The following is a 26,648-nucleotide window of genomic DNA, read 5'->3' as shown; positions in this document are numbered from 1 at the left end:
TCCTGCGGTGTCACGTTGCACTGCCGCCATGCCCGCGTCAGGCCCCTTTGATCAGCACGTTGCCGGTCATCTCCTCGGGAACCGGCTGGTGCAGCATATGCAACAGCGTCGGCGCGAGATCGCACAGGCGGCCATCCGCCTGCAGCGTGGCCGCGTCGTCCTGGCCATCCCGATGCACGTAGACCAGCGGCACCATGAAGGTGGTATGCGCCGTGTGCGGGTTACCGGTCTTGGGGTCGGTCATCAGCTCGGCGTTGCCGTGGTCGGCGGTGACCAGGCACTCGCCGCCGGCCTTCTGGATCGCCTCGACCACCCTGCCGAGACAGACATCCACTGCCTCTATCGCTTTGGTGGCGGCGTCGAGATCGCCGGTGTGGCCGACCATGTCGCCGTTGGCGTAGTTGCAGATGATCAGGTCGTACTTGCCGCTTTCGATCGCGCCGACCAGGGTGTCGGTCAGCTCATAAGCGCTCATCTCCGGCTTCTCGTCGTAGGTTCTGACGTCCTTGGGCGAGGGGATCAGCTCGCGATCCTCGCCGTCGAACGGCTCCTCGCGGCCGCCGGAGAAGAAGAAGGTGACATGAGCGTACTTCTCGGTCTCGGCGATGCGCAGCTGCTTGAGCCCGTGGCTGGCGGCGACTTCGCCCAGGGTGTTGACCAGATCCTTGGGCGGGAAGGCGACCGGCGCATCGATGTCGTCGGCGTACTGGGTCAGCATCACCAGCCCCTCACCCGCGAGCTTAAGCCGCTCGCCGCGGTCGAAGCCGTCGAAATCCGGATTGACGAAGGCGCGGGTCAGTTCGCGCGCGCGGTCGGCGCGGAAGTTGAGGAACAGCGCGGCGTCACCCTCGGCGATGGCGAGCTTGTCACCGTTCGGGCGTACCGCGGTGGCGCTGACGAATTCGTCGGTCTCGCCGCGGTCGTAGGCCGCTTCCAGCCCCGCCTCGGCGCTCTCGGCGACCTGCTCGGCCTCGCCGAGGGCCACCAGACGGTAGGCTTGTTCGACCCGGTCCCAGCGGTTGTCGCGGTCCATGGCGTAGTAGCGGCCCACCAGCGAGGCGACGAAGCCGTTGTCGCCGCCGACCAGCTCGGCAAGCTTGGCATTGGCGCGCTCGATCGAGGCGCCGGCGCTCTTGGGCGCAGTGTCGCGGCCATCGGTGAAGGCGTGCAGGTAGATACGCTTGGCGCCGCGGGCGGCGGCGAGCTCGGCCACCGCCAGCAGGTGATCTTCGTGGCTGTGTACGCCACCCGGCGAGAGCAGCCCCATCAGATGCACCGCGCGGTCATTGGCGACGGCGTCGTCGATCGGCGTGGTCAGCGCCGCGATCTCGCCCAGCTCGCCATCCTCGATCGCCTTGGTGATCCGGGTGAAGTCCTGATAGACGATGCGCCCGGCGCCGATGTTCATGTGGCCCACTTCGGAGTTGCCCATCTGCCCCTCGGGCAGACCGACATAGGGGCCGTCGGTGTGGATCAGGGTATTGGGGTAGTCGCGCTTGAGCCGATCCATCACCGGCGTCTCGGCCCTGGCGACCGCATTGGCGGCGCTATCGTCGTTCTGGCCGTAGCCGTCGAGAATCAAGAGCGCCACGGGGCGCGGCGTGGAAGTCTCTGCCATGACAAGCCTCGGTAAGATCGGATGAACGAAAAACACACAGGGTGACGATACGCAGGGCGGCGCGGCGGGCACGCCCCGGCCTCGCAGCATAGCGCACCCACGGGAGATAGCGCACCCGCGGCATCGGCTCGGCCGGCGTGCGCCTCGTCTCGGCTGCCGCCTCGTGTATAATGGCCGGCGCCCGAAAACGGGCCGTGAGTTTCAGCCAGCGTGGTGCTCTTGCCTGGGTTCAGGTGCCGCGCCAGCGCTTGGTCACGCGCGCCAGGAATCGCGCCGCCGCGTCTTGCGGCCCGGCGCTTCCCGGCCCCAGCATTCCCGCTTTGAGAGTGTCGGCAGACCCATGATCGATCAGTTGTTCGAATTCATTGAAAATCATCCGCTGCTGGTCAGCGCCTTCCTGGTCGTGCTGCTCGCGTGGCTGGCGTTCGAGGCCAAGCGGGGCAGCGCTTCCGGCGTCTCCACCAGCGAAGCGACCACGCTGATCAACCGCGAAGATGGCGTCGTCATCGATATCCGCGACAGCGCCGAGTTCAAGGCCGGCCATATCGCCGGCGCCAAGAACGTGCCCCAGGCCCGCCTCAAGGAGCGCCTGGGCCAATTGGAGAAGCACAAGGACCAGCCCGTGGTGGTGGTCTGCAAGCATGGCCAGAGCTCGGCGGCTGCGGTCACCGAGCTGAGCCAGGCGGGCTTCTCGCGGGTCTACAAGCTCAAGGGCGGCATGGCCCAGTGGCAGGCCGACAGCCTGCCGGTGGTCAAGCGCTGAGCCGACCCGATACGCGCCCGTCCGCGGGCCACACGCCAACCGCTCCGATCTCATCCAAAGGAAACGCACCATGGCGGAAGACAACAATCAGCAGGGCACGCAGGAACAGCAGCTCCAGTTCTCCCTGCAGCGCATCTACGTGAAGGACATCTCGTTCGAGGCCCCCAACTCCCCGCGCGTGTTCCAGCAGCCGTTCAAGCCCAAGGTCGGTCTCGATCTGGACACCACCAGCGAGTCGGTCGGCCAGGATCTCTACGAGGTCGTGGTCAAGGTGACGGCTCAGGTCTCCAACAACGAAGACGACGCCACCGCCTTCCTGGTCGAGGTCGAGCAGGCCGGCCTGTTCCGTATCGCGGGCCTCGACGGCGCGCAGCTCGACCACACCCTGGGCGCCTTCTGCCCCAATGTGCTCTTCCCCTATGCGCGGGAGTGCATCGATAGCCTGGTCGGGCGCGGCAGCTTCCCGCCGCTGATGCTGGCGCCGGTCAACTTCGAGGCGATGTACGCCCAGAAGCAGCAGCGCGCCGCTCAGGCCAGCGACACCACGCAGTAAGCGCGCCATGGCCATGCCGCGTATTCATGTCGCCGCCGACTTCCGGGTCGGCGGCGACGTCGTTCTGCCCGAGGGGGCCGCGCGCCACGTGGCGCTGGTGCTGCGCCTGGGCGAGGGCGCGCCGCTCAAGCTCTTCGACGGTGCCGGGCTCGAAGCCCACGCCCGCCTGATCGAGGCCGGGCGCAAGCGCGTGGTCGCGCGCGTCGAGTCGCTCGCATCCGGCCGCGGCGAGTCACCGCTGGCGGTGCATCTGGGGCAGGCGATCTCCAAGGGCGACCGCATGGATTATGCGATCCAGAAAGCGGTGGAGCTGGGTGTGGCGGCGATCACCCCGCTCTACGTCGAGCGCGGCGATGTGCGTTTGAAGGGAGAGCGCGAGGCCAAGAAGCTCGCCCACTGGCAGGGCGTGGCGGTCAGCGCCTGCGAGCAGTGCGGGCGCGCCAGCGTGCCAGCGGTGCATCCACCGCAGACGCTGGACGCCTGGCTCGCCGCGCGTGACGAGCGCCTGCGTCTGGTGCTCCACCCCGCCACCGACGACAGCTGGCGCCAGGCCGAGGCGGTCGACAGCGCCGCGCTGCTGATCGGCCCCGAAGGCGGCCTCACCGACGCCGAGGTCGCCGCTGCGCAGCATGCCGGCTTCCAGCCGCTCACCCTCGGCCCGCGCATCCTGCGCACCGAAACCGCCCCGGTGGTGGCACTGACGCTGCTGCAACATTACTTCGGCGACCTGTAGGCTGCGTACGTCACCTGCCTGCGCTCGCCGATTTTTCCTATCTATCCTCTTCTCGTACCTACCCTCTTTTCGTATCCACCCTCTTTTCTTATCTACCTTGGGCGGGGCCGCGAGTCGCACCGGGAGAGCCGGGCGCCGGCGGCCCCTGCCTGTCAGGCGTGGCTAAGAGCGGCCGCGGATGACGCCGCGTTGCCATCCTCGGTCGTGGCACGGTTGACCAGCTCGCGTGCTTTCCGCGTGGCGTCGTGGATCTCGTTGGCCAGTTTGCGCACTTCGCTGGCGACCACCGCGAACCCGCGCCCGCTCTCTCCCGCCCGCGCGGCTTCGATGGTCGCATTGAGCGACAGGATATTGGTCTGATCGGCAATGCGCTGAATGGTCGAGACGATATCGTCGACGCTGGCGATGGTCCGTTCCAGCCGGGCCTGCTGCGCCTGCTGTGCCTCTTGCATCAGTGACTGCTCGTGCTGAGCATGGATATCCACCAGCGCCCCGACCACGCGCAGCGGCCGGCCGTCGGCATCGCGCCGGGTCTGACCCCGCCCGCGGAACCAGCGATAGGCGCCGTTCTTGCACTTGAGGCGGAAGGTGATGTCGTAGGGTGTCTGCCCCGAATAGTCGTTCAAGTGATTGCCGAACGCCTGGATGGCGCCCTCCTTGTCCTCGGGGTGCAGGCGGCTGGACCAGCTCTCCAGCACGTCCGGGAACTCCTCCACGGTCTCGAATCCCAGCAGGCGGCGGAACTGCGGCGACCACCAGAAGGGATTGTGGGGATTGACCGGGTCGCCGGCGATCACCTCCATGTCCCACAGACCGTCATTGAGCATCTCGCGCGAGAGTTCGAAGCGGGTCACGACCTTGTCGAGTTCGGCCTCGCGCAGCGCCTGATCGTGGATGTCACGCAGCGAACCGGCAACGATCAGCGGCGCGCCGTGGGCATCGCGCAGGGTATCGCCCTGGGCGCGGAACCAGCGGTAATCGCCGCTGCGGGTGGCGAGCCGATATTTGACGTCGAACGGCGTGCGCCCGCTGCTGTCCGCCAGGTGGGCCTTGAACGCCGCCAGGGTGCGCGCCTTGTCTTCCGGATGCAGCCGGTCCGACCAGCTACCCAGCACGTTGGGGAAGTCCTGAGTATCGCGAAAACCGAGCAGGCGGCGGAACTGCTGCGACCACTGGAACGGATTGCTCGGGTCGGCGGCGTTACCGTTGCGCACGGTCATGTCCCAGAGACCGTCGGAGGTGACATCGCAGATCAGGTCGAAGCGCTGCTGGAGGTGTTCCAAGGCCTCGGCGGTCTCGGTATCGCCGCTGTCGCCGGCGCGGTCGATCAGCTCGGCGATGCGCTCGACGATGGGGCCCAGGCGGCGTGACTCGCGTGTATTGCCGAAGCTCGGGGCTTCACCGAATTCGAGCTGTGTCAGCAGGCGGGAGAGCGCCTGGGGTGTCTTGGAGGTAATGGGCCAATGCATCGTCCCGGAGTCCTTTCCTGATTTCGAATTAAAGTTCGAGTGCTGGGCGGGAGATTATCGGCCTGAAGTAAATTTAATGTAGGGCGCCTGTGGTGAAACTTGCGCTTGCAGACGCATTGCCGGCCTAGGTGGAGCGCTGGAGACGAGCGGGGGCATTCAATGCGTGGCACGCTCGCGGCGGTAGTCGCGGGGTGCCACGCCCATCACCTTCTTGAACTGACGCGAGAAGTAGTAGGGGTCGTCGTAGCCCAGGTCGGCGGCGATCTGGCCTACGCCGAGCGGGGTGACATCGAGCAGGTAGCAGGCGCGGCTGATCTTGAAGTGCTGGAACGCCTGCATCGGCGTCTGCCCGGTCTGGCGCTTGTACTCGCGGATGAACTGGCAGCGCGAGAGCTCGCTGGTGGCCTCGACCAGGGTGGCGAGTTCCACCCGGCGGTCGAGGTGCGCCTGCAGCCAGGCGTTGACTCGGGCGACGTCCAGCGCTGCGTGGCGCGCCTCGCGCTGATGGCGCACCAGGGCGATGTAGGTCAGCAGCGCCTTGAGCTGATTGGCGGCGTGGATCAGCGGCAGCGTGCGAAAGCGCGTCACCACCGACAGCAGCAGCTCCCACTCGGCGACGATTCGCGGATGGTGGCCGATAGGGATACACACCTCGTCGTGGGATTCGGCGATGGCATCGAAGTAGTCCGCCGCCGCCGTCCCGCCCAGGTGCACCCAGTAGATCGTCCACGGGTCACGTGGATTGGCGCGATAGCGATGCGCGCGCTGCGGGCGCAGCAGCAGCACGTCGCCGGCGCGCACCGGAAAGAGCTGACCCGCGCACTCCACCATGCCTGACCCCGCCTCGCAGTAGATCAGCAGATGATCACGCGGGGCCGGCCGCCGCATCCGGTGGCCGGCGGCGTGGGGATAGAAGCCGACCCCATGGGGCAGACACTCACGGCACAGCGGGTGGGTCTCCAGCGTGGCGATCGCCGCCTGGGGGATCACCACCCGGCGCCCGCTCAGCGGCAGCGGCCAGGGCGAGGTCTGGGCCGACAATGGTGGCAACGGCTGGCGCAACATTGTCCATCTCCCGGCAATTTCCACCATCTTATGACCGCCAGGCGCGTGGTACACCTTAGCCATTGATCGAACGGCCCGGCTCGACACGGCTCGGGATCATCCTCACAGACGGACCGCGCGGCGCCGCCGGTGGACCACGCCACGGCGGCCATTGGCGTCAGCTCGGTCTGTCAGCGCTTCAGGAGCTGACCATGACCTTGAGACTGCCTCAACTGATCGCGGGCGAATTCGCCCAGAGCGAGAGCGAGCACTGGATCGCGGTCACCGACCCCGCCACGCAGCGGGTGCTGTGCGAGGCGCCGGCGGCGACCCCGGAGGAGATCGAGCGCGCCGTGGCCTCGGCGCGGGCGGCCTTCGAGCGCTGGCGCGAGGTGCCGGTGAGCGAGCGGGCGCGCTTGATGATGCGCTATCAGGCGCTGCTCAAGGCCCATCAGGCGGAGATCGCCGCGGGGCTCTCGCGGGAGACCGGCAAGACCTTCGAGGATGCCAAGGGTGACGTGTGGCGCGGGATCGAAGTGGTCGAGCAGGCCGCCAACGTGGCGTCGCTGATGATGGGCGAGACGCTGGAGAACGTGGCCCGCGGCATCGATACCCACTCCTGGACCCAGCCGTTGGGCGTGTGCGCGGGGATCACCCCGTTCAACTTCCCGGCGATGATCCCGCTGTGGATGTTCCCGCTGGCGATCGCCTGCGGCAACGCCTTCGTGTTGAAGCCCTCGGAGCAGGACCCGATGACCCCCAACCGGCTGGCCGAGCTGTTTCTCGAAGCCGGCGCGCCGCCGGATCTGCTGCAGGTAATCCACGGTGGCCGCGAGCAGGTCGATGCGCTGCTCACGCACCCGCAGATCGCCGCGGTTTCGTTCGTCGGCTCGGTGGCGGTGGGCCAGCACGTCTACCGTACCGCCACCGACCATCTCAAGCGCGCCCAGTGCTTCGCCGGGGCCAAGAACCACATGGTGGTGATGCCGGATGCCGCCCCGACCCAAGTGATCAACGCCCTGGTGGGGTCCGCCTGCGGCGCCGCCGGCCAGCGCTGCATGGCGATCAGCGTGGCGGTGTTCGTCGGCAGCGCGCGCGAGTGCATCGAACCGCTCACCGCCGCCTTCGCCGAGCTGCGCCCCGGCGCCTGGGACGATCCCGATGCCGCTTACGGCCCGCAGATCAGCCCTCAGGCCAAGGCGCGGATTCTCGATCTGATCGCCCGCGGCAAGGCCGAAGGGGCGACCTGCCGGCTGGATGGCAGCGACTGCCAGGTGGCCGGGCTGCCCGATGGCAACTGGGTGGGGCCGACGCTGTTCACCGAGGTCACCCCGCAGATGGCGATCTACCGTGAGGAGATCTTCGGTCCGGTGCTCTGCTGTATCTGCGTCGACACCCTCGACGAGGCGATCGCGCTGGTCAACGCCAGCCCCTACGGCAACGGCACCTCGATCTTCACCGCCAGCGGGGCGGCGGCGCGGCGCTATCAGCAGCGGGTCGAGGTGGGCCAGGTGGGCATCAACGTGCCGATCCCGGTGCCGCTGCCGTTCTTCAGCTTCACCGGCTGGAAGGGCTCGTTCTACGGTGATCAGCACGCCTACGGCAAGCAGGCGGTGCGCTTCTACACCGAGACCAAGACGGTCACCAGTCGCTGGTTCGAGGAGGAAGCCGTGGCCGGGCCCAATCTTTCCATACAGCTGCAGTGAGACGCCGCCGCGGCCAGCCTCCCAGGGCTCTGGGCGGATAGGTCAGGGCCTGGGGCAGATACGTGAGAACGAGAGAGACGGGTAGGTCAGGACGAGAGACGGATACGCCATCTCAGGGGAGAGTGGACGATGAACATCGCATTTTTCGGTGTCGGTAACATGGGCGGGCCGATGGCCGCCAATCTGGTCAAGGCGGGGCATACGGTGCGTGTCTTCGATCTGCTGCCGGCGCTGGTCGAGGCGGCGGTGGCCAGCGGTGCGAGCGCTGCCGCTACGCCGCGTGAGGCGGTCACCGGGGCCGAGGTGGTGATCAGCATGCTGCCCTCGGCGGCGGCGGCCCAGGGGCTCTATCTGGGCGACGGCGCCGCTGACGCCGGCCTGCTCGAGACGATCGACCCGGCGGCGCTGATCATCGACTGCTCCACCATCGATGCCGCGACCTCCCGCGCGCTGGCGGCGCGTGCCGGCGAGCTGGGGCGGGTCATGCTCGATGCCCCGGTCTCCGGCGGCGTGGGCGGGGCCCGCGCCGGCACCCTGACCTTCATCTGCGGCGGCCCGGCGGCGGCGGTCGAGCGCGCCCGGCCCGTGCTGGAGACGATGGGGCGCAACGTCTTCCATGCCGGCGACAGCGGCGCCGGGCAGACCGCCAAGATCTGCAACAACATGCTGCTGGGCATTCTCATGGCGGGCACCGCCGAGGCGCTGCAGCTCGGCGTCGACAACGGCCTCGACCCCGCCGTGCTGTCGGCGATCATGGCCGAGAGTTCCGGCAGCAACTGGGCACTCAAGGTCTACAACCCCTGGCCCGGGGTGATGCCCGATGCCCCTGCCAGCCACGACTATCAGGGCGGCTTCGGGGTCACGCTGATGAACAAGGATCTGCGTCTGGCCCAGGAGGCCGCGCTCAGGAGCCACTCGACCACGCCGCTGGGGGCGCTGGCCAAGAGTCTCTATGGCTTTCACGCCGCCGCCGGTGGCGAGGGCCACGACTTCTCCAGCATTCAGCGCTTCTATGCGCGCGGGAACGAGGCGCGCGGACATGAGTGATCGCCCTCGGCGAGAGAGCGCCATGGTTGACGACACGCAGACGCCCCGGCGCTTGGCCGGGGCGTCTGGGCTAGCTGCTCTGGGCTGGCCGCTCTGAGTGGCGTGCGCAGCGTGACGCGCCTATCGAGCGCCGCAATGATCTGACGCGGCGCTCGGGCTTTCAGGATGTCAGGACTTCGCCTGGATCGCCTGCTCGCGCGCCTTGCGCGCCTGCTCTTCGGCATAGGTGGGGAAGTCGACATAGCCGCGGGCATCGCCACCGTAGAAGGTATCCGGGTCGAAGTCGGCCAGCGGCCAGCCGTTCTGCATGCGCTCGACCAGATCCGGATTGGAGGTGTAGAGACGCCCGAATACCGGCAGGTCGATGGTGCCTTCGTCGACCAGTGCTTGTGCCTCGGCCTGATCCAGGTTGCCGGCGAGCAGCAGATTACCGTGGTAGACCTCGCGGAACCGGCGCAGATACTCGCGCGGCATCGGCGGCATGCCCTGGCCACCCTGATCGTGCAGGTGGACATAGGCCAGTCCGCGCTTGTCGAATTCACGGGCGAGATACAGATAGGTCTCACCGTTGTCGTCGTACTCTGGCATGTCGAACAGCGTGCCGAAGGGCGATAGCCGGACGCCGACCCGGTGGGCGCCGATCATCTTGCTCGCCTCGTCGACGGCCTCCAGCAGCAGGCGACAGCGATTCTCCCGCGAGCCGCCATAGGCGTCGTCGCGGTCGTTGACGTGGGGGTTGAGGAACTGCTCGAACAGATAGCCGTTGGCGCCATGCACCTCGACCCCGTCGAAGCCCGCCTCGCGGGCATTGACCGCCGCCTGGGCGAAATCGCGCACGATCTCGCGGACTTCAGCGGTCTCGAGCCGGCGCGGCTGGCTCGCCGCGAGCATGTCCGGGGTACCGGCCTCGTTGTAGCCGAAGGCCATACCACCCTGCTGCTCGCTGGGGCCGACCGGAGGCTGGCCGGCGATCTGGATCGAAGTATGCGAGACCCGGCCCACGTGCCAGATCTGCGCGAAGAAGACACCACCGCGCTCGTGTACCGCACGGGTCGCCTTGGCCCAGCCTGCGATCTGGTCGGGGCCGAAGATACCGGGGTTGTAGAGATAGCCCTGCCCCTGGCGCGAAATCGGCGTGCCCTCTGAGATGATCAGGCCAGCGGAGGCGCGCTGGCGATAATAGAGTGCGCCCATTTCGTTGGGGATATCGTCCGGCGCGCGCGAGCGGGTCATCGGCGCCATGACGATGCGGTTATTGAGCCGTGTGCCGTTGAGATCGAACGGTTCGAACAGCGATGCCATATCGAGAACTCCTTTCCAGACTGGCGACGGAATTGGTTGCCGGTATCGGCAGGTCGACCAAAGTCTAGTTAACGATTAGCCGACCAACCAATGTCGCTGACTACCGTTGCGATAGGCGCTGACTATACGCTGGATCTCTACCCCGATTGATATCCCTGATATTTCCCCTTGGTTGGATCAGAACAGCAGATAGACGACGCCGGCCAGCAGGAAGCCGACCATCGACTCCAGCGCCTGCTGCACGGTCCAGGTCATCAGTGTGGTCTTGACGTCCATCCCCAATAGCCGCCCCACCAGCCAGAAGCCGGAGTCGTTGACGTGGCCGGCGAACACCGAGCCGGCGGCGGTAGCGAGCGTGATCGCGACCACCTGCATGGCCGAGAAGTCGCCGCTGGCGACGGCGGGCGCCATCAGCCCGGCGGCAGTGACCAGCGCCACCGTGGCCGAGCCCTGGGCCAGGCGCATGACCACCGCGACCAGATAGGCGGCGACGATCACCGGCATGCCCAGATCGCTCATCGAGTCGGACAGCGCACCGCCGATGCCGGAGGCCTGCAGCACGCCGCCGAACATGCCGCCGGCGCCAGTGATCAGGATCACCGAGCAGATCGGCCCCAGCGAGGAGTCGACGATCTTCTCCAGCGCGCTACCGCCCTCGCCGCGGCGGCTGCCCAGCACATAGATCGCCACCAGCACCGAGATCAGCAGCGCGATCGGCGTCTCGCCCAGCGAGGAGAGGAACTGGAACCAGGTGGCGTCGCTGTCGGCCACGCCGGCGGCGCGGGCGAAATCGAGCCCGGTGTTGAGAAAGATCAGCGCCAGCGGTAGCAGCAGCAGCGCGATGACCGTGCCCACGCTGGGCGGGTTCTCGATGGTGTCGTTGTCCTGGCCGCCGAACAGGCTGACTTCGAGCTTGAAGTCGAAGCGGCTGGCGGCGAAACGCCCCCACAGGTAACCCGAGAGGTACCACATCGGGAAGGCGATCAGGATACCCACCAGCAGCACCAGGCCCAGGTTGGCACCGTAGAGCTCGGTGGCGGTGACCGGGCCGGGGTGGGGCGGCACGAACACGTGCATCACCGAAAACGCCGCCGCCGCCGGCAGCGCATAGAGCAGCACCGGGCCACCGAGGCGCTTGGCCACCGCGAAGATGATCGGCAGCATCACGATCAGCCCAGCATCGAAGAAGATCGGGAAGCCCATGATCAGCGACGCGATACCCAGTGCGAACGGTGCGCGCGACTCGCCGAACAGCGACACCATGCGTTCGGCCAGCACCTGGGCACCGCCGGAGTGCTCCACCAGCTTGCCTAGCATGGCGCCGAAGCCGACCAGCAGCGCCACCGAGCCCAGCGTGCCGGCGAAGCTGTCGGTCATGGTATCGACGATGGCGCCGGCGGGGATGCCGGTGGCAAAGGCGGTCAGCAGGCTGACCAGCACCAGGGTGGGGAAAGCGTGCAGATGAAAGCGAATGATCAGAACCAGCAGCAGGGCGATCGCGGCGGCGGCGATGCCGAGCAGCGGCCCGGCCGACAGGGTTTGCGTCCAGCCGTCCATGGGAGAGACCTCTAGTAGGGAAACCTGATCTATCAAAGTGGCATGAAGTGGGCAACGACGACAGTCGACGATGGTCTTTATGTCAGATATTGAATGATCAATGTCGGACAATCGCTGGAGGCTGGAGGGGGAAGAGGAAAGAGTGAAGAGGGAAGGCGCGAGGGACCTGTTACCGATTTGAACAATCGGTCACCGCGACCAACACTGAGGGTCCGACTCCTCGGATGGACACCACGACATGTACCGTCGCCTCTTTTATCTTCTCGTTCCCGTGACGCTGGCGCTGATCATCGCCGTCGGCGTGATCTGGCATCCCTGGCTGTGGCTGCTGCTGCTGTGGGTGCCACTGGCGCTGATCGGCTGGCGCGATCTGAATTCCACCGCCAACGTGCTCTACAACTACCCGCTGATCGGTCACCTGCGCTACATGCTCGAGTTCGTACGCCCGGAGCTGCGCCAGTACTTCTTTGAGTCCGAGACCAGCGGGCGGCCCTTCTCCCGTGAGCAGCGCAACCTGATCAACGCCCGTGCCGATGGCACCGGCGACACCTCGCCGTTCGGCACCATCCGTGACGTCGATGCGGCCGGCTACAACTTCTCCTTCCACTCGATGGCGCCGCGCAAAGTGCCCGACGAGCAGCGCTTCATCACCATTGGCGGCCCCCAGTGCACACGCCCCTACCGCTCATCGCGCCTCAACATCTCGGCGATGAGCTTCGGCTCGCTCTCGGGCAACGCCATCGAGGCGATGAACCTGGGGGCCAAGCAGGGCGGCTTTGCTCACGACACCGGTGAAGGGGCGATCAGCCCCTATCACGAGAAGCACGGCGGTGATCTGATCTGGGAGCTGGGCACCGCCTACTTCGGCTGTCGCCACAAGAATGGCCGTTTCGACGCCGAGACCTTTCGCGACAAGGCGCGCCGTGATCAGGTCAAGATGGTCGAGATCAAGATCTCCCAGGGGGCCAAGCCCTCTCACGGCGGGCTGCTGCCGGGGGCTAAGGTCAATCAGGAAATCGCCAGCACGCGCCAGATCGAGGCCGGCCAGGACTGCGCCTCGCCCCCCGCGCATCCGGAGTTCTCCAACCCGCGTGAGCTGATGGCGTTCGTCGCCCAGCTGCGCGAGCTCTGCGACGGCAAGCCGGTGGGCATCAAGCTGTGTCTCGGCGTGCGCCACGAGTTCCTGGGTATCTGCAAGGCGATGATCGAGACCGGTACCCTGGTCGACTTCATCGTCATCGATGGCGCCGAGGGCGGCACCGGTGCGGCGCCGCAGGAGTTCTCGGACCGCCTCGGCGTGTTCATCGACGAGGCGCTGCCGTTCGTCGACAACGCCCTGCGCGGTGCCGGGCTGCGCGACAAGATCCGCCTGGTCGCCAGCGGCAAGGTCGCCCTGGGCTACGACATGGTGGTCAAGACCGCGCTCGGCGCCGACATGTGCAACGCCGCGCGCCCATTCATGTTCGCGGTCGGCTGTATCCAGGCCCGGCGCTGCCACACCAACAAGTGCCCCACGGGCGTGGCCACCCAGGACCCCAAGCGGGCACGCGCGATCAACGTGCCGGAGAAGGCCGAGCGGGTGGCGCGTTATCACCGCGCGACCCTGGATGGCTTTGCCGCGATCACCGGCGCCATGGGGCTCGAGCGTTTCGATGCGCTGACCCCGGACCATATCCGCCACCGCAGCAGCTACGCGCCGGCGCGCGGCTACGCGGCGTTCGAGCTGCCGCGGCTGAACGACGGCCAGCTACTGGGTGACGATATTCCCGCGGCGTGGCAGGCCGACTGGCGCGCCGCCGCCGTCGACCACTTCTGAGCCGGCGCCGGGGGCAGACCCCGGCGCGTGGATCAGGGCGCACGTAGCGGGGCGCGAAGATCCGCGCTCGGTGGAACTCTGCTCATGGCTTAGGCTCTAGGCTCTGTACGAAAACTACCTGCGCTCGCTGACTTTTCGTACAAACCCTAGGGCTCGATGCCCACGACGACAGACAGGAGACGCGCGATGCGCCGCTTCCCCGGACTTCCCTATCTTGCCGAAACGCCCGATGCCGCGGGCGCAGGGGCCGACCTCGACGTGACCGCCGAGGCCGATGCACATCGCTGGCTGGAGGCGATCGACGACCCGGCGGCACTGGCCTGGGTCGAGGCACACAACCGCGAGACCCTCGATGCCCTGGGCGGGCCCGAGCTCGATACCCTGACCGCCGAACTGCGTGAGATCCTCGATGCCGACGACCGCATCCCCTTCGTGGTCAAGCGCGGTGAGCACTACTACAACTTCTGGCAGGATGCCGACCATCCGCGCGGGGTGTGGCGGCGGACCCACTGGGCCGACTACTGCCAGGCCAGGCCGGCGTGGGAAGTGCTGATCGACGTCGACGCGCTCAACGCCGCCGAGGGCGAGAGCTGGGTGTGGCACGGCGCGCACTGCCTCGAGCCCGAGGATCCGTCGGGCACCTGGGAGCGGGCGCTGGTCTCACTCTCTCCGGGCGGCACCGACGCCGACGTGACGCGCGAGTTCGATCTCGTCAACAAGCGCTGGGTCGAGGAGGGCTTCCAGCGGCCCGCGGCCAAGGGCGGGGTGAGCTGGATCGACCGCGACACGGTCTACGTCTATACCGATTTCGGTGCCGATGCCGCGGGGCAGAGCGCGCTCACCAGCTCGGGCTATCCGCGCTGCGTCAAGCGCTGGCGGCGGGGGCAGCCTCTGGCCGCAGCGGAGACGCTGTTCGAGGCGGCGGAGAGCGATCTGATGGCGGTCGCTTTTCGCGATCACACCCGCGGCTTCGAGCGCGACTTCATCCACCACGCCCTGGCGTTCTACGAGCAGCGCTTGATCGAACGGCTACCCGATGGCACCCAGCTGCCGCTCGACCTGCCGCTCTCGGCCCAGGCCAGCGTGCACCGCGAGTGGCTGCTGGTGCTGCTGCGCGACGACTGGATGCCAGAGACGACCCTCTATCCCAGCGGGGCGCTGCTGGCGATCGACTACGCCGCGTTCAAGGCCGGCGCCCGCGACTTCCGCGTGCTGTTCACGCCGGATGCCCGGCGCTCGCTGGAAGGGTTCGAGTGGACCCGCCACTACCTGGTGCTGGATATCCTCGAAGACGTCAAACACCGCTTCGTGCGCCTCGAACCACGCGCCGAGGGCGAATGGTCGAGCTTTGCCCTCGACGCCCTGCCAGCCACCGGTGAGGTCGGTCTTTCGGCGGTGGACGACGAGGCCAGCGACGAGGTCTTCGTCGTGGTCACCGACTATCTGACCCCGACCACACTATCGCGCCTCGACCTGGCCCAGGCCGAGACCGCGTCCGCGGCGCCCACGCCGGTCAAGCAGGCGCCGGCTTTCTTCGATGCCAGCGGCATGCGGGTCGAGCAGCGCTTCGCCACCAGCACCGACGGCACCCGCGTACCCTATTTCCTCGTGCTGCCGGCGGGCGCTGACGACGTTTCACGTGAAACAGCGCTGCCCACGCTGCTCTACGGCTATGGCGGTTTCGAGATATCGCTCACGCCGCACTATGCCCCCGACGTGGGGCGCTGCTGGCTCTCCCGGGGCGGCGCTTACGCGGTGGCCAATATCCGCGGTGGCGGCGAGTACGGCCCGCGCTGGCACCGCGCCGCGCTCAAGGCGGATCGCCACAAGGCGTTCGAGGATTTCGCCGCGGTGGCCGCGGACCTGGTCGCCAGCGGCGTGACCACACCCCGCCAACTGGGCATCCAGGGCGGCTCCAACGGCGGCCTGCTGGTGGGCAACATGATCACTCGCTACCCGGATCACTTCGCCGCTGCGGTATGTGAAGTCCCGCTGCTCGACATGCAGCGCTACCATCAGCTCCTCGCCGGCGCCTCATGGATGGCCGAGTACGGCGATCCGGACAGCGACGACTGGGAACGCTTCCTGAAGGACTACTCGCCCTACCATAACCTGCGCGAGGGCGTGGACTACCCGGCGGTGCTGTTCACCACCTCGACCCGCGACGACCGCGTGCACCCCGGGCACGCGCGCAAGATGATGGCGAAGATGGAAGCGATGAGCGCAGGCGACGTCCACTACTACGAGAACACCGAAGGCGGCCACGGCGGCGCTGCCGACAACGCCCAGCGCGCCCGGCTCGGCGCGCTGGCGTGGCGTTTTCTGTGGCAAAGACTGGGAGCGAGCTAGGGCGCCGGCGTCTTGGTGCTGCGCGTGGCGCTCGGGCATACTGAGCGCCACGCTTCTCCCGCCCGTTCGCCCGGCGGGACACACCGACACGGAAGACCTCACCGATGAGTCAGAACACCGTCAAGCTGGGCGTGGTGATGGATCCCATCGCCGATATCGCCTACAAGAAAGACACCACCCTGGCGCTGCTGTGGGCAGCCAAGGCCAAGGGGTGGTCGCTCTACTACCTCGAGCAGGAGGATCTCTACCTCTACGAAGGGCGCGCCATGGGCAGCGTGCGCACGCTCGATGTGCACCACGATCCGGATCACTGGTTCGACCTCGGCGAGCGCGAGGCGATGCCGCTGGGTGAGCTCGACGTGATCCTGATGCGCAAGGACCCGCCGGTGGACGGCCACTTCCTCAACGCCGTGCACCTGCTGGCGTTCGCCGAACGCGAAGGCACCCTGGTGGTCAACCCGACCCGGGCGCTGTTCGAGTGCAACGAGAAGCTGTTCGCCCAGCAGTTCACCCAGTGCATCCCGCCCAGCGTGGTCTCCGCCAATGCGGCGGTGCTGCGCGCCTTCCAGGCCGAGCATGGCGATACCATCTTCAAGCCGCTCGACGGCATGGGCGGCACCGGGATCTTTCATATCGGCCCCGAGGGGCGCAATCTCGGCGCGGTGATCGAGCAGCTCACCGAGCGCGGCCAGCGCCAGATCATGGCCCAGCGCTACCTGCCTGAGATCAAGGAGGGCGACACCCGCATTCTGCTGGTCGATGGCGAGCCGGTGCCCTACGGCCTGGCGCGCATTCCCAGCGCCGGCGAGACCCGCGGGAACCTGGCCGCCGGTGGGCGCGGGGTCTCCCGCGAGCTGACCGAGCGCGACTACTGGCTGGTGGAGCAGGTCAAGCCGGCGATCCGCGAGCGCGGCCTGCTGTTCGTCGGGCTCGACGTGATCGGCGACTACATCACCGAGATCAACGTCACCAGCCCGACCTGCGTGCGCGAGATCGACGACCAGCGCGGTACCGATATCCCGGGGCTGCTGATGGCCGCGATCGAGACGCGTCTGGCTTGATTCCGCCGCGACACGACCCCATCTCGGCGTGTCCTGTCACGCTGCGCGCCAATCAAGGGCGCGTAGCACCCGGTGCCGCTGCGACTTACCTCGCCCCGACGACAACGCCGGGATACGCGGGTGTTACACTGCAAGCTGACCTCAGGCGTGCCGGCAGGCCGGCGGCGCGCTGCGATTTCGACGGAGTCTCATGCAAAGCCTGAAACACTACTTCCTGATGGCGATGCCGCACCTGGAAGATCCCAATTTCGCCGGCACCCTGACCTATCTGTGCGATCACGATGACGATGGCACCCTGGGGGTGATCGTCAACCGGCCCTCCGAACTCACCCTGCAGGGGCTGTTCGAGCAGCTCGACATCGAGTCCGAGCCGGGGCCGCACAACGAGATCCTGGTCTACGACGGCGGCCCGACCTATCGCGACCGCGGGTTCATCCTGCACCGTGGCAGCGCCGGTGAGTGGGACTCCAGCATCCAGGTGGCCGAGGACATCGCCCTGACGACCTCGATGGACATGCTCCAGGCGATCGCCCAGCGGCGCGGCCCGGAGCACTTTCTGGTCACCCTGGGCTGCGCCGGCTGGAAGGCCGGTCAGCTCGAGGACGAGCTCAAGCAGAACACCTGGCTGACGGTCGAGGGTGACGGCGACATCCTGTTCCGCCAGCCCCCGGAGCAGCGCCTGGCGGCCGCCGCCGGGCGGCTCGGGGTCGACCTCAACCTGATGACCCGCGACGCCGGGCACGCCTGATGGCAAGCCTCGGCGGCGGCGCCAGCGACAAGCGCGGCCAGCGTCTGGTGATGGCCTTCGACTACGGCACCCGGCGGATCGGCGTGGCGGTGGGCAATGAGATGCTGGGCTCGGCCAGCGGGCTCGATCCGCTGCCGGCGCGGGACGGCATTCCCGACTGGGCGCAGATCGAACGCCTGCTGGCGGAGTGGCAGCCGGACCTGCTGGTGGTGGGGCTGCCGATCCACGACGACGGCAGCGAGTCGGAGATGAGCGTGCGCGCGCGCAAGTTCGGCAACCGCCTGCATGGGCGCTTCGGCAAGCCGGTCGAGATGTTCGATGAGCGCGGTACCACCCAGGCGGCCAAGCAGATCGCCGCCCAGGGTGGCCACCGCGGCAACTACCGTGACCGCGGTGTCGATGGCATCGCCGCACAGCTGATTCTGGAGAACTGGTTCACCCGCGGGCAGGCGTGACACTGCATCCGGGTGTCACGCTTGCCGCTCGATCCCGCCTGTCGCTCGATCCGGTATGTCTTATTGGGCCTTCAGCGTGCGATCGTCGACGCCGAAGGTCTCCGGCACGAACCAGCGCACCTCGCGCAGGTCGCGGGTGATCTCCTCTTCCACCTTGAGCAGGTGGGCGAAGATCGCCATGCGCATGGGGATACCGTTGTCGGTCTGGCGGAAGATCGCCAGGCGCGGGTCGCCGTTGAGATCGGTGGAGAGGTCGTTGGCGCCGGGGCGGCTGTCCCGCGGCAGCGGGTGCATGACCACGGTGGTGGGCGAGCAGCGGCGGTCGAGGAAGCCGCGGTCGACGACGAAATCGGCGGTCAGCTCGGTGAAGCTCTCGGTCATCTCCGCGGTGAATCGCTCGCGCTGGATGCGCGTGGCGTAGATCACGTCGACATCGGCAAAGTCCTCGGCCAGGCTCGGCCGGGTCTCGATACGGTGGCCGCGGGAGGCGACCAGGTCGATCAGGTGCTGCGGCATCTCCAGCCCCGGCGGCGATACCAAGGTGATGCGCAGGGGATCGTAGAGCGACAGCAGCTTGATCAGCGAGTGCACCGTGCGCCCGTACTTGAGATCCCCGGTCAGCAGCAGATGCGCCCCCGCCAGCGGCTTGCCCAGCCGCGCGAACTCCTTGCTGATGGTATAGACGTCGAGCAGCGCCTGGCTGGGGTGCTCGCCGGGGCCGTCGCCGCCGTTGATCACCGGCACCCGGGTCGCCTCGGCGAACTCCGCCACCGAGCCCTGCTCCGGGTGACGCATGACGATGGCATCGACATAGCCGCCCATCACCCGGCTGGTGTCGTAGAGCGACTCGCCCTTGGCCATCGACGAAAAGGTGAAGCCGGTGGTGTCGCAGACGCTGCCGCCGAGGCGGCAGAAGGCGGCGTTGAAGCTGATCCGCGTGCGCGTGCTGGCCTCGAAGAACAGATTGCCGAGCACTGCCCCCTCCAATACCCGCGTCACCTGGCGCCGCTGGGCGATCGGTTCCATGCGCTCGGCGAGGCGGATCAGATGATCCACGGCGTCGCGATTGAGAGAGTCGACGGAGAGCAGGTGCGGGGACATGGCGGACCTCACTGGCGGGTGGCGGTATCGGGGCCGGTCTGGCCGGGCGATAGTGTAGCGCCGAGGCTCGCCGGGATCATCCGCCGCGCGTCGCGGTCCCCGCCCCGCGCCTCAGGCCGGCGGTTCGCTGGGCGTCTTGCCGCCGAGTCTGGCGGTGATCTCGCGGGCGGTATCGGCGACCAGCGCGGCCAGCTTGGGCAGGCGCGAGTCGTCGATCCGCGCCACCGGGCCGGAGACCGAAATCGCCGCCAGCGGCAGGCCGCTCTCGTCGTGCAGGGTGGCGGCGACGCAGTTGAGACCGATGGCGTGCTCCTCGCGGTCGACCGCATAGCCCTGGCGCCGGATCGTCTCCAGCTGGGCGCGTAGCGTGGGCAGATCGGTGAGGGTATTGGGGGTCTCGCCCTCGAGCACGCGCCCGCCCATGATGCGCTCGAACTCCGGCTCGGGCATCCACGCCAGCAATGCCTTGCCCACGCCCGAGGCGTGCAGCGGCGCGCGCGAGCCCAGGCGGGTGATCATGCGCATCATCTGCGGCGATTCGCTCTGGGCCAGATAGACCACCATGCCGTCGTCACGAATGCCCAGGTTGGCGGTCTCGCCGCTGAGCGCGGTGAGCCGACGCAGGAAGGGGCGCGCGGTGGCGACGAAATCGCGCGCCTCGAGAAAGCTGTTGCCGATACGGAAGGTCTTGACGTCGATCCGCCACAGGCCGTTGCTGCCATCCTGGGTGATGAAGCCCTGCTGGTGCAGCGCCTGCAGCAGCCGGTGGGCGGTGGAAGGGGCCAGGCCGACCGCATCGGCGGCCTCCGAGAGTGCCAGCCCGTTGGGCGCGGCGGCCAGCGCCTCAAGGATGGTCAGGCCGCGCACCAGCGACTGGCTGTGGCCACCGCCGCTCTTGCCAGCACTCTTGCCGCCACCGGCGGGGCGCCCGACCGCTCGGCGCTTCTCGCCGGTGGTCCGCTGCGCTGCCGTCTCGGGTGCCTGCGGTTGCGTCGTGTCCGCTGCCCGTTGCTGGTTGGTGTCGCTCGCCCGCTGCCGCTTTCGTTCCGTCACCCGCTGCCGCTCTCGTGGTTGAGATTCGTGATTGAGATTCCTGGCTGAGCCCGGCGCGCGCCATGCGGGTGGCGCCGGGCATCGTTCAGGATAACCCGAGCGGTAGTAGGCTGTCTTCGTGGGCCGACGTCAGGCGGGGGTGGCGCGCGCCTCCAGGCGCAGCAGGGCGATCCGGTGGATCTGGGCAAGCGCGGTGTGGCGCTCGGCCTCCGGGGTCTGTGCCAGGCGCTGTTCGAAGGCGTCGAGAATGGCGTGGCGGTCGAGACCGCGTACGGCGATCACGAAGGGGAAGCCGAAGCGCTCGCGGTAGGCGGCGTTGAGCTGCTCGAAGCGGGCGAACTCATCCGGGGTGCACTGGTCGAGCCCGGCCCCGGCCTGCTCGCGGCGCGAATCCGCGGTCAGGGTCGCGGCCACGGCGGCCTTGGCGGCCAGGTCCGGGTGGGCGCGGATCAGCGCGAGCTGGGCCTCGGGGGAGGCGGCGTCGACCGGTTCGCGCAGCCGCGTGGCGAGCCCCGCGGGAGTATCGTGGCGGCTATCGAGGCCGCTGTCCCAGGCGGCGGCGGCGATCCACGCCGAGTGTTCGTAGATATCACCGTAGCTGGCGATGAAATCCTCGCGCGTGAGCTGGCTGGGGCGTGGGTGCAGATGATCCGACATCGGGGCCGTCCCTTGAATCTGGTATATGAAGCGCTTTGAATAGAGTCACGTTCCGTGGGGCTGGCTCTAAGCTACCGCCAAGCGCTCGTGTCGATCCAGCCTTTCCCGGCAGCGGGCTGTCGACGCGCGCTGGTGCCCCTTTCTCCGCTTTCGATCGCGAGGCGTGCATGAGCGATACCGACTCTGGTTACCTGACCACCCATGTACTGGATACCGCCCGCGGCTGCCCGGCCGTGGATCTGCGCATCGAGCTCTATCGCCTCGACGGCGAACGCCGCACTCGGCTGGCGACGCTGCAGACCAATGCCGACGGGCGCAGCGACGCACCGCTGCTGGCCGGCGCCGAGTTCCGCGCCGGCTGCTACGAGCTGATCTTCCACGCCGGCGACTATCTCGCCGCCAGCGGCGCGCCGGGGGGCTTGCTCGATCTCATCCCGATCCGCTTCACGGTCGATGTCCCCGGCGAGCATTACCACGTGCCGCTGCTGCTCTCACCCTTCGGCTACTCGACCTACCGCGGCAGCTGATCTGCCGCGGCGTGGGCAGCCCACCGCCCGGCCAATACAATTGCAGGGATGCATTCAAGGAGTCTGACAGCATGGGGAAACGCGCCGATGGCACTACGGCGGCGAGCCAGCCGCCTGCGGCCAAGCCTGCGCGTCGTCGCGGGGCGGGCAAGGCCGGCGACGGTGCCGAGCGGCACCAGGAGATCTATCGGCGTATCCGCGAGGCGATCGTCGAACATCGGCTCAAGCCGGGGGCGCGCCTGCGCGAGGACGCCCTGGCCGAGGTCTTCGGCGTCAGCCGCACCGGCATCCGCAAGATCCTGCAGCGTCTGGCGCTGGAGCATCTGGTCACGTTGACCCCGCGCCGCGGCGCCAGCGTCGCCCGGCCGAGCATCGAGGAGGCGCGCGATGTCTTCGCCGCGCGCCAATTGGTGGAGTGTCAGCTGATGCCGTGGGCCGCCCGGCGCCTGACGCCGGCAGACGTCGCGGCGCTGCGCGAGCTGGCGGCGAGCGAGCGTCGCGCACTGCGCGCCGGGGAGCAGAGCCAGGCGATCCAGCTCTCGGCGCGCTTCCATCAGCGTCTCGCCGAGCTGGCCGGCAACGCCCCGCTGGCGGAGTTCATCGAGCGCCTCTGCTCGCGTTCGTCGCTGATCCTGGCGGTCTACGGCGGGCGCGGTCATCTGGGCTGTGAATCCCATGACCACGACGAGCTGGTAACGCTGCTCGAGAGCGGGCGTGGCGAGCGCGCGGTGGCCTTCATGCAGCGCCATCTCAAGGCGATCGAGGCCTCGCTCTCCATTCATGACGAAGCGGATGAGACGCCGGATCTCTACACGATATTTTCGTCCTGAAAGGTGCCCTGCCGAGGCATCGTCGACACGCAAACCCCCGCCGATGGCGGGGTTTTTTGTGGCAGGGTCGCGCTCACCGATCAGGTGGCCACCGCCTTGCGTTCGGGCTGTTTCATCATCAGCAGGTAGTAGAGCCCGCCGCCCAGGGCGGCGCCGATCAGCCAGGCGTAGCCGCCCAGCGCTTGCAGCGCCGGTAGCCACACCGAGGCGATGGAGAACAGCGCGGCCAGGCCGAAGGCGATCAGGGCACGTCGGTTCCAGCCCTTGACGTAATGGTAGGCGCCACCGGGGTCGCTCGAGAACATGTCCTGAATATCCAGCCGCTGGCGTCGCACCAGGTAGTAGTCGACCACGATGATGCCGTAGAAGGGCGCGATCACGGCACCGAGCGCATTGACGAAACCGGGGATGCCGATGTGGCTGATCACGGCGACCCACAGCGCACCGACGAAGAACGCGATCACCGCGGTGATCAGCCCGCCGACGCGAAAGCTGATCCGGCGCGGGAAGAGGTTGGCCAGGTCATAGGCCGGCGGAATGAAATTGGCCACCAGATTGATACCGACGGTCGCGGCGAAGAACGTGACCGCGGCGAGCAGCGTCAGCGGCAGCGAGTCGACCCGCTCGATGATTTCCGAGGGGTTGGTCAGCGGTACGCCGAACAGCACCAGGGTGCCGGCGGTGATGATCAGGGCGATGAAGGAGAAGATGGCCACGTTGAGCGGTAGACCCAGCAGGTTGCCGAGCTTCATGTCGCGTTCGCTTCTGACGAAGCGCGAGAAGTCGCCGAAGTTGATCACCACCGCCGCGAAGTAGGCGATCATGGTGCCGGTGATCGTCAGGAAGGCGCCCACGGCGCTGCCCTGATAGTCGCTGCTGGTGCTGAAGATGGTGCTGACCGCGGGCAGCAGGTCGCTGCCGGCCTGGAACCAGACGACGATCATCAGCACGAGCATGACGACATAGACCAGCGGCCCCGCCCAGTTGAGGAAGTGCTTGATCTTGTCGACGCCCTGCCAGAACAGGGTGATCTGGAACAGCCAGACGACCACGAACGACAGCCAGCCGATGGCCGACAGGCCCAGCCACTGCCCGCCGGGGTCGCCGAACAGCGCCGTCAGCAGCAGCGTCAGCGCCGTCGAGGCGAAGTAGGTCTGCACCCCGTACCAGAAGATGCCGATGATCGCGCGCAGCATCGCCGGCAGGTTGGCGCCGCGCACGCCCATGCTGGCACGGATCATCACCGGGAAGGGAATGCCGTACTTGACGCTGGGCCTGCCGCTCAGATTGACCAGCCACATCACCACGAAGCCGGCAAGGATGATCGCCGCCATCACCGCCCAGCCGTTGAGCCCGTAGGAGATGAACAGCGAAGCGGCCAGGGTGTAGCCGAACAGACTCTGGATGTCGTTCGCCCAGACATTGAATATCTCGAACCAGCCCCAGCTACGCTTGTGCTTCGGCAGAGGGGCAAGGTCTTCGTTGAAGAGCGTCCGGTCGATATGCCGGATGTTCAATTCTTGGTCGGTCATGGTGAAGGCCAGTTGTCATTGTGATTGATGCCAGGCCCTGTGCTGCGCAGCGCCCGCTCTCGGAGAGCATCCTTGCCCGCCCTGTCGTCGTTCCCGATGTCCTCGATGCCCTCGATGCCGTGGCCTCAGTCGCAAAAGCGCTGGCATGGAGACCAGTACTTCATCAGCAGGAAGTAGGTCAGCCCGGCCGGAAGCAGGCTGGCGTACCAGGAGACGGTGGAGACACTGAAGGCCGCGACCACACCCACCAGGGTGGCGATCACGGCCCCGAGGTTCACGCCGCGGTAGGGCCCGCTCGAGTCGTACAGCTTGCCCAGATCCAGGGTGCGGCGGCGGATCAGGTAGTAGTCGACTACCAGGATGGCGAAGATGGGACCGAGAAAGGCGGAGTAGGTCTGCACGAAGACCTGCAGGCCGGCGGCGGACTCATCCTTGACCAGCTCCCAGGGGAAGGTAGCGAAGGCCAGCAGGCCGACGACCACCGCGGCCGTGCGGTACTTGAGCTTGAAGGTATCCATCAGCACGTAGGTCGGCGGCACCACGTTGTTGAGCACGTTGGTGGTGACCTGAGCGAAGGCGATGAACAGCAGAGTGGTCATCAGAAGCGGTGTATTGTCGACCGCATTGGCGAACACCTTGATCGGATCGGCGACGCCGGTGGCTTCGGAGACCATATAGCCGATCAGCCCCATGAACAGCGTGCAGGGCAGGATCGACATGGCGTAGAGGGTGGTCAACAACCCCGGGCCGCTGCCCTCCTTGTGCTCACGGGAATAGTCGCTGACGTTGAGCATCATGGTGCTGTAGATGCCCAGGAACAGCATGGTCGCGCCCCAGAAGGGCATGCCCCAGGAGCCCTTCATGGTCAGCAGGCTGGCCGAGAGCTCGTCGCCGTAGCGCTGCGTGGTGCTGTAGAACATGTAGACCAGCGAGGCCAGGATGAAGGCGCTGCCGATGTTCTCCAGCCATTTGATGCCCTGGAAGCCCGTCACCGACAGGGCGATCTGCAGGAACTGGAAGGCAATGAAGTAGAAGATCAGGTTGTCGAAGCCGAACAGGGTCGCCGAGACCATGTTCAGCGCGCCGGCGCCGATCCAGCTCTGGAAACCGTACCAGACGATGGCGGGCACGGCGCGCACCAGCCCCGGCAGGCGGGTGCCGCTGAAGCCGAAGGCGCTGCGCGCCTGGACCATGAAAGGGATGCCGTATTTGTAGCCGGCGGCGCCGTTCAGGGCCAGGGCGATACCGATCACGAAGCAGCCGATGGCGATCGCCAGCGTCGCCTGGACCAGGTTCAGCGTGCCGACCACGCTGGAGCCCATGGTGAAGGTGCCGATCGACACGCAGCCGCCGAACCAGGCCAGTAGATAGGAGGTGCGACCCATGATGCGGGTCTGCTGTGGGGCCAGCGACTCCTGGCCGGCGGCCTTGGTGGCCGTGTCGGTTGGTTCGGCCGATAGGGTCCGAGCCGCATTGGAATCATGACGCATGCTGTCGTCCTCGCAAGATGGGATCACTATTGTTGTTGTCCCGGCCGTGAACCGGGCGAACTCTTGCGGCGTGCTGCTTGGGCTCTAGGGTTTCATGTGGCGCTATCCTGGCTGATGGCTGTGTGACCGGGGCGGCCTGTCCAACAGGGTTCGGCCCTCGTGGCTCGTGTCACTCGCTCGATGTCTTGTGAGAGTTATGTGCGAAAGTTATTTGTGAGAGTTATTTGTGAGAGTTATTTGCGAGAGTGACTTGCGAGAGTCTCGTGAGTGTCCTGGAAGCGTCAGGTACGCGTCATGTGAGACAGATGCTCGAAGCGCCCGGTGAAGGCCTTGGGCCGGGGGAAGGCCAGATCGCCGATCTTGCTGGTGCCCAGGCCCAGCCCCATCAGAGCCTCGCTGAGCTTGACCGCGGCGGTCACACCCTCGACCACCGGCAGGCCGACGGCGTCGCTGATCTCAGCGGTCAGGTCGGCCATTCCCCCACAGCCCAGGACGATGGCGCCGATGCCGTCTTCGTCACGGGCGCGCCGACACTCCTCGATGATGCGGGTCAGCGCCGCGTCGCCGTCACTCTCCAGGTCCAGCACCGGGATCTCGGCCGCGCGCACGCGGCGGCAGTGATGGCGAAAGCCGTACTGGTCGAGCAGGTGCTCGGCGATGATGCCGGTGCGACCCAGGGTAGTGACGATGGAGAAGCGGGTGCTGATCAGCGTGGCCATGTGGAAGGCCGCCTCGGCGATGCCGATGACCGGGGCACGGGTCAGCTCGCGGGCGGCCAGCAGCCCCGGGTCGCCGAAGCAGGCGATGATGTAGGCATCCACGCCCTCGCGCTCTCCCGCCATGACCTCTTCGAGCACGCCGACGGCACTGATGGCTTCATCGAAGTGGCTCTCGATGGAAACCGGGCCGCTCTTGGGGGTCGTCGCCACGATCTCGGTGCCCGGCGCCGCGATGCGTGCGGCCGCCTCGCCGATGGTCGTGGTCATGCTGGCGGTGGTGTTGGGATTGATGACGCGAATCCGCATCGGGGAGTGACTCCTGAACGAGGCTCGACGCGCAGCAGCAACAGGGCATCGAGGCCTGGCGGTATGGGCAGTGAGCTATAGTCTTTGTATACAAAAAATCTAAGCGAGATGGCGGCGCAACGCAAGCGGGATGACCTCGCCCACGCCGCCCTGGAGACGTCGTCTGGGCGGCCATCAGCGAGCTTTTCAAGCCATGTCAGTAGGTTGGCATC

The 26,648-nt window shown here is 67.3% G+C and carries 23 protein-coding genes and 1 pseudogene; 12 read left to right on the top strand and 12 right to left on the bottom strand.

All coding sequences use genetic code 11. The features are described from left to right. Positions 1-37: 37 nt before the first annotated feature. Positions 38-1,618: a 2,3-bisphosphoglycerate-independent phosphoglycerate mutase gene (gene gpmI / locus J0A90_RS12650; RefSeq protein ID WP_207036460.1), complete on the bottom strand. Its 1,581-nt coding sequence runs from the start codon at positions 1,616-1,618 to the stop codon at positions 38-40. 340 nt (positions 1,619-1,958) lie between these two features. Here gpmI and J0A90_RS12645 point away from each other — a divergent pair, with 340 nt between their 5' ends. The 3 genes from J0A90_RS12645 to J0A90_RS12635 all read left to right on the top strand — a co-directional run bounded on the left by J0A90_RS12645 (position 1,959) and on the right by J0A90_RS12635 (position 3,667). Next, positions 1,959-2,381 carry a rhodanese-like domain-containing protein gene (locus J0A90_RS12645; RefSeq protein ID WP_035469780.1) on the top strand — a complete coding sequence of 141 codons (423 nt, stop codon included), beginning with the start codon at positions 1,959-1,961 and terminating at the stop codon, positions 2,379-2,381. A gap of 70 nt (positions 2,382-2,451) precedes the next feature. Then, positions 2,452-2,934, top strand: a complete 483-nt coding sequence (gene secB, locus J0A90_RS12640) for a protein-export chaperone SecB (RefSeq protein ID WP_035469782.1) — start codon at positions 2,452-2,454, stop codon at positions 2,932-2,934. Positions 2,935-2,941: 7 nt separating this feature from the next. After that, entirely contained in the window at positions 2,942-3,667 is a 726-nt protein-coding gene (locus J0A90_RS12635) for a 16S rRNA (uracil(1498)-N(3))-methyltransferase (RefSeq protein WP_207036458.1), read from the top strand. A gap of 152 nt (positions 3,668-3,819) precedes the next feature. Here J0A90_RS12635 and J0A90_RS18765 read toward each other — a convergent pair whose 3' ends face one another. The 3 genes and pseudogenes from J0A90_RS18765 to J0A90_RS12620 all read right to left on the bottom strand — a co-directional run bounded on the left by J0A90_RS18765 (position 3,820) and on the right by J0A90_RS12620 (position 6,201). Further along, positions 3,820-4,119, bottom strand: a complete 300-nt coding sequence (locus J0A90_RS18765) for a methyl-accepting chemotaxis protein (RefSeq protein WP_370635790.1) — start codon at positions 4,117-4,119, stop codon at positions 3,820-3,822. A gap of 21 nt (positions 4,120-4,140) precedes the next feature. Continuing rightward, a pseudogene (locus tag J0A90_RS18760) lies at positions 4,141-4,887 on the bottom strand (PAS domain-containing protein); the annotation flags it as partial. A gap of 405 nt (positions 4,888-5,292) precedes the next feature. Next, complete coding sequence (locus J0A90_RS12620) at positions 5,293-6,201, bottom strand: AraC family transcriptional regulator (protein WP_207036453.1); 909 nt, start codon at positions 6,199-6,201, stop codon at positions 5,293-5,295. Between the two features lie 191 nt (positions 6,202-6,392). On the opposite strand from J0A90_RS12620, the gene J0A90_RS12615 reads away from it, so the two are divergent. After that, entirely contained in the window at positions 6,393-7,886 is a 1,494-nt protein-coding gene (locus J0A90_RS12615; protein WP_233076746.1) for a CoA-acylating methylmalonate-semialdehyde dehydrogenase, read from the top strand. 129 nt (positions 7,887-8,015) lie between these two features. After that, a complete protein-coding gene (gene mmsB, locus J0A90_RS12610) occupies positions 8,016-8,933 on the top strand; it encodes a 3-hydroxyisobutyrate dehydrogenase (protein ID WP_207036451.1) in 918 nt (305 codons plus the stop codon). A gap of 168 nt (positions 8,934-9,101) precedes the next feature. On the opposite strand, the gene J0A90_RS12605 is transcribed toward mmsB, so the two are convergent. Together J0A90_RS12605 and J0A90_RS12600 are read right to left on the bottom strand one after the other, a co-directional pair. After that, on the bottom strand, positions 9,102-10,235 hold the full coding sequence (locus tag J0A90_RS12605) for an alkene reductase (protein WP_207036449.1): 1,134 nt from the start codon (positions 10,233-10,235) through the stop codon (positions 9,102-9,104). Positions 10,236-10,412: 177 nt separating this feature from the next. Further along, positions 10,413-11,792, bottom strand: a complete 1,380-nt coding sequence (locus J0A90_RS12600) for a GntP family permease (protein WP_207036446.1) — start codon at positions 11,790-11,792, stop codon at positions 10,413-10,415. A gap of 238 nt (positions 11,793-12,030) precedes the next feature. Here J0A90_RS12600 and J0A90_RS12595 point away from each other — a divergent pair, with 238 nt between their 5' ends. The 5 genes from J0A90_RS12595 (at position 12,031) to ruvX (ending at position 18,221) form a co-directional block, all read left to right on the top strand. After that, positions 12,031-13,608, top strand: a complete 1,578-nt coding sequence (locus J0A90_RS12595) for an FMN-binding glutamate synthase family protein (protein WP_207036444.1) — start codon at positions 12,031-12,033, stop codon at positions 13,606-13,608. 186 nt (positions 13,609-13,794) lie between these two features. Beyond that, positions 13,795-15,957 (top strand): prolyl oligopeptidase family protein, encoded by a 2,163-nt coding sequence (locus J0A90_RS12590; protein ID WP_233076745.1) that lies wholly within the window; start codon positions 13,795-13,797, stop codon positions 15,955-15,957. 104 nt (positions 15,958-16,061) lie between these two features. Continuing rightward, a complete protein-coding gene (gshB, locus tag J0A90_RS12585) occupies positions 16,062-17,018 on the top strand; it encodes a glutathione synthase (RefSeq protein WP_207036442.1) in 957 nt (318 codons plus the stop codon). A gap of 190 nt (positions 17,019-17,208) precedes the next feature. Beyond that, a complete protein-coding gene (locus J0A90_RS12580) occupies positions 17,209-17,766 on the top strand; it encodes a YqgE/AlgH family protein (protein WP_035470720.1) in 558 nt (185 codons plus the stop codon). Then, positions 17,766-18,221: a Holliday junction resolvase RuvX gene (ruvX, locus tag J0A90_RS12575; RefSeq protein ID WP_207036440.1), complete on the top strand. Its 456-nt coding sequence runs from the start codon at positions 17,766-17,768 to the stop codon at positions 18,219-18,221. The genes J0A90_RS12580 and ruvX overlap by 1 nt, the downstream gene beginning before the upstream one ends. A gap of 60 nt (positions 18,222-18,281) precedes the next feature. Here the strand turns inward: ruvX and pyrB are convergent, their stop codons facing one another. From pyrB to uraD, 3 genes are all read right to left on the bottom strand, one after another. Beyond that, on the bottom strand, positions 18,282-19,322 hold the full coding sequence (gene pyrB, locus J0A90_RS12570; protein ID WP_207036438.1) for an aspartate carbamoyltransferase: 1,041 nt from the start codon (positions 19,320-19,322) through the stop codon (positions 18,282-18,284). A gap of 111 nt (positions 19,323-19,433) precedes the next feature. After that, on the bottom strand, positions 19,434-20,375 hold the full coding sequence (locus J0A90_RS12565) for an IclR family transcriptional regulator (RefSeq protein WP_207036436.1): 942 nt from the start codon (positions 20,373-20,375) through the stop codon (positions 19,434-19,436). A 129-nt stretch (positions 20,376-20,504) separates the two neighbouring features. Continuing rightward, positions 20,505-21,032: a 2-oxo-4-hydroxy-4-carboxy-5-ureidoimidazoline decarboxylase gene (uraD, locus tag J0A90_RS12560; protein ID WP_207036434.1), complete on the bottom strand. Its 528-nt coding sequence runs from the start codon at positions 21,030-21,032 to the stop codon at positions 20,505-20,507. Between the two features lie 167 nt (positions 21,033-21,199). On the opposite strand from uraD, the gene uraH reads away from it, so the two are divergent. After that, positions 21,200-21,559 carry a hydroxyisourate hydrolase gene (uraH, locus tag J0A90_RS12555; RefSeq protein WP_207036432.1) on the top strand — a complete coding sequence of 120 codons (360 nt, stop codon included), beginning with the start codon at positions 21,200-21,202 and terminating at the stop codon, positions 21,557-21,559. A gap of 71 nt (positions 21,560-21,630) precedes the next feature. Continuing rightward, positions 21,631-22,389, top strand: coding sequence for a GntR family transcriptional regulator (locus J0A90_RS12550; RefSeq protein WP_207036431.1), 759 nt, complete (start codon positions 21,631-21,633; stop codon positions 22,387-22,389). 80 nt (positions 22,390-22,469) lie between these two features. Here J0A90_RS12550 and J0A90_RS12545 read toward each other — a convergent pair whose 3' ends face one another. The 3 genes from J0A90_RS12545 to J0A90_RS12535 form a co-directional block, all read right to left on the bottom strand. Next, positions 22,470-23,921 carry an NCS1 family nucleobase:cation symporter-1 gene (locus J0A90_RS12545; RefSeq protein ID WP_207036429.1) on the bottom strand — a complete coding sequence of 484 codons (1,452 nt, stop codon included), beginning with the start codon at positions 23,919-23,921 and terminating at the stop codon, positions 22,470-22,472. Between the two features lie 125 nt (positions 23,922-24,046). After that, complete coding sequence (locus tag J0A90_RS12540) at positions 24,047-25,411, bottom strand: NCS1 family transporter (RefSeq protein ID WP_207036427.1); 1,365 nt, start codon at positions 25,409-25,411, stop codon at positions 24,047-24,049. A 281-nt stretch (positions 25,412-25,692) separates the two neighbouring features. Next, the gene (locus tag J0A90_RS12535; RefSeq protein WP_207036425.1) at positions 25,693-26,436 is read right to left on the bottom strand and encodes an aspartate/glutamate racemase family protein; all 744 of its coding nucleotides are present in this window, start codon (positions 26,434-26,436) and stop codon (positions 25,693-25,695) included. Positions 26,437-26,648: the final 212 nt, after the last annotated feature.

Origin of the sequence: Salinicola sp. DM10 (assembly GCF_017306975.2) — a bacterium.
In the GTDB taxonomy this organism is placed as follows: domain Bacteria; phylum Pseudomonadota; class Gammaproteobacteria; order Pseudomonadales; family Halomonadaceae; genus Salinicola.
The sequence above is the reverse complement of the archived record's forward strand: the minus strand, read 5'-3'. Positions and strand labels throughout refer to the sequence as shown.

What these genes read in the sequence shown, in the direction of transcription:
- gpmI (WP_207036460.1), bottom strand. Translation starts at nt 1,618, where the DNA reads ATGGCAGAGACTTCCACGCCGCGCCCCGTGGCGCTCTTGATTCTCGAC.
- J0A90_RS12645 (WP_035469780.1), top strand. Translation starts at nt 1,959, where the DNA reads ATGATCGATCAGTTGTTCGAATTCATTGAAAATCATCCGCTGCTGGTC.
- secB (WP_035469782.1), top strand. Translation starts at nt 2,452, where the DNA reads ATGGCGGAAGACAACAATCAGCAGGGCACGCAGGAACAGCAGCTCCAG.
- J0A90_RS12635 (WP_207036458.1), top strand. Translation starts at nt 2,942, where the DNA reads ATGGCCATGCCGCGTATTCATGTCGCCGCCGACTTCCGGGTCGGCGGC.
- J0A90_RS18765 (WP_370635790.1), bottom strand. Translation starts at nt 4,119, where the DNA reads ATGCAAGAGGCACAGCAGGCGCAGCAGGCCCGGCTGGAACGGACCATC.
- J0A90_RS12620 (WP_207036453.1), bottom strand. Translation starts at nt 6,201, where the DNA reads ATGTTGCGCCAGCCGTTGCCACCATTGTCGGCCCAGACCTCGCCCTGG.
- J0A90_RS12615 (WP_233076746.1), top strand. Translation starts at nt 6,393, where the DNA reads ATGACCTTGAGACTGCCTCAACTGATCGCGGGCGAATTCGCCCAGAGC.
- mmsB (WP_207036451.1), top strand. Translation starts at nt 8,016, where the DNA reads ATGAACATCGCATTTTTCGGTGTCGGTAACATGGGCGGGCCGATGGCC.
- J0A90_RS12605 (WP_207036449.1), bottom strand. Translation starts at nt 10,235, where the DNA reads ATGGCATCGCTGTTCGAACCGTTCGATCTCAACGGCACACGGCTCAAT.
- J0A90_RS12600 (WP_207036446.1), bottom strand. Translation starts at nt 11,792, where the DNA reads ATGGACGGCTGGACGCAAACCCTGTCGGCCGGGCCGCTGCTCGGCATC.
- J0A90_RS12595 (WP_207036444.1), top strand. Translation starts at nt 12,031, where the DNA reads ATGTACCGTCGCCTCTTTTATCTTCTCGTTCCCGTGACGCTGGCGCTG.
- J0A90_RS12590 (WP_233076745.1), top strand. Translation starts at nt 13,795, where the DNA reads ATGCGCCGCTTCCCCGGACTTCCCTATCTTGCCGAAACGCCCGATGCC.
- gshB (WP_207036442.1), top strand. Translation starts at nt 16,062, where the DNA reads ATGAGTCAGAACACCGTCAAGCTGGGCGTGGTGATGGATCCCATCGCC.
- J0A90_RS12580 (WP_035470720.1), top strand. Translation starts at nt 17,209, where the DNA reads ATGCAAAGCCTGAAACACTACTTCCTGATGGCGATGCCGCACCTGGAA.
- ruvX (WP_207036440.1), top strand. Translation starts at nt 17,766, where the DNA reads ATGGCAAGCCTCGGCGGCGGCGCCAGCGACAAGCGCGGCCAGCGTCTG.
- pyrB (WP_207036438.1), bottom strand. Translation starts at nt 19,322, where the DNA reads ATGTCCCCGCACCTGCTCTCCGTCGACTCTCTCAATCGCGACGCCGTG.
- uraD (WP_207036434.1), bottom strand. Translation starts at nt 21,032, where the DNA reads ATGTCGGATCATCTGCACCCACGCCCCAGCCAGCTCACGCGCGAGGAT.
- uraH (WP_207036432.1), top strand. Translation starts at nt 21,200, where the DNA reads ATGAGCGATACCGACTCTGGTTACCTGACCACCCATGTACTGGATACC.
- J0A90_RS12550 (WP_207036431.1), top strand. Translation starts at nt 21,631, where the DNA reads ATGGGGAAACGCGCCGATGGCACTACGGCGGCGAGCCAGCCGCCTGCG.
- J0A90_RS12545 (WP_207036429.1), bottom strand. Translation starts at nt 23,921, where the DNA reads ATGACCGACCAAGAATTGAACATCCGGCATATCGACCGGACGCTCTTC.
- J0A90_RS12540 (WP_207036427.1), bottom strand. Translation starts at nt 25,411, where the DNA reads ATGCGTCATGATTCCAATGCGGCTCGGACCCTATCGGCCGAACCAACC.
- J0A90_RS12535 (WP_207036425.1), bottom strand. Translation starts at nt 26,436, where the DNA reads ATGCGGATTCGCGTCATCAATCCCAACACCACCGCCAGCATGACCACG.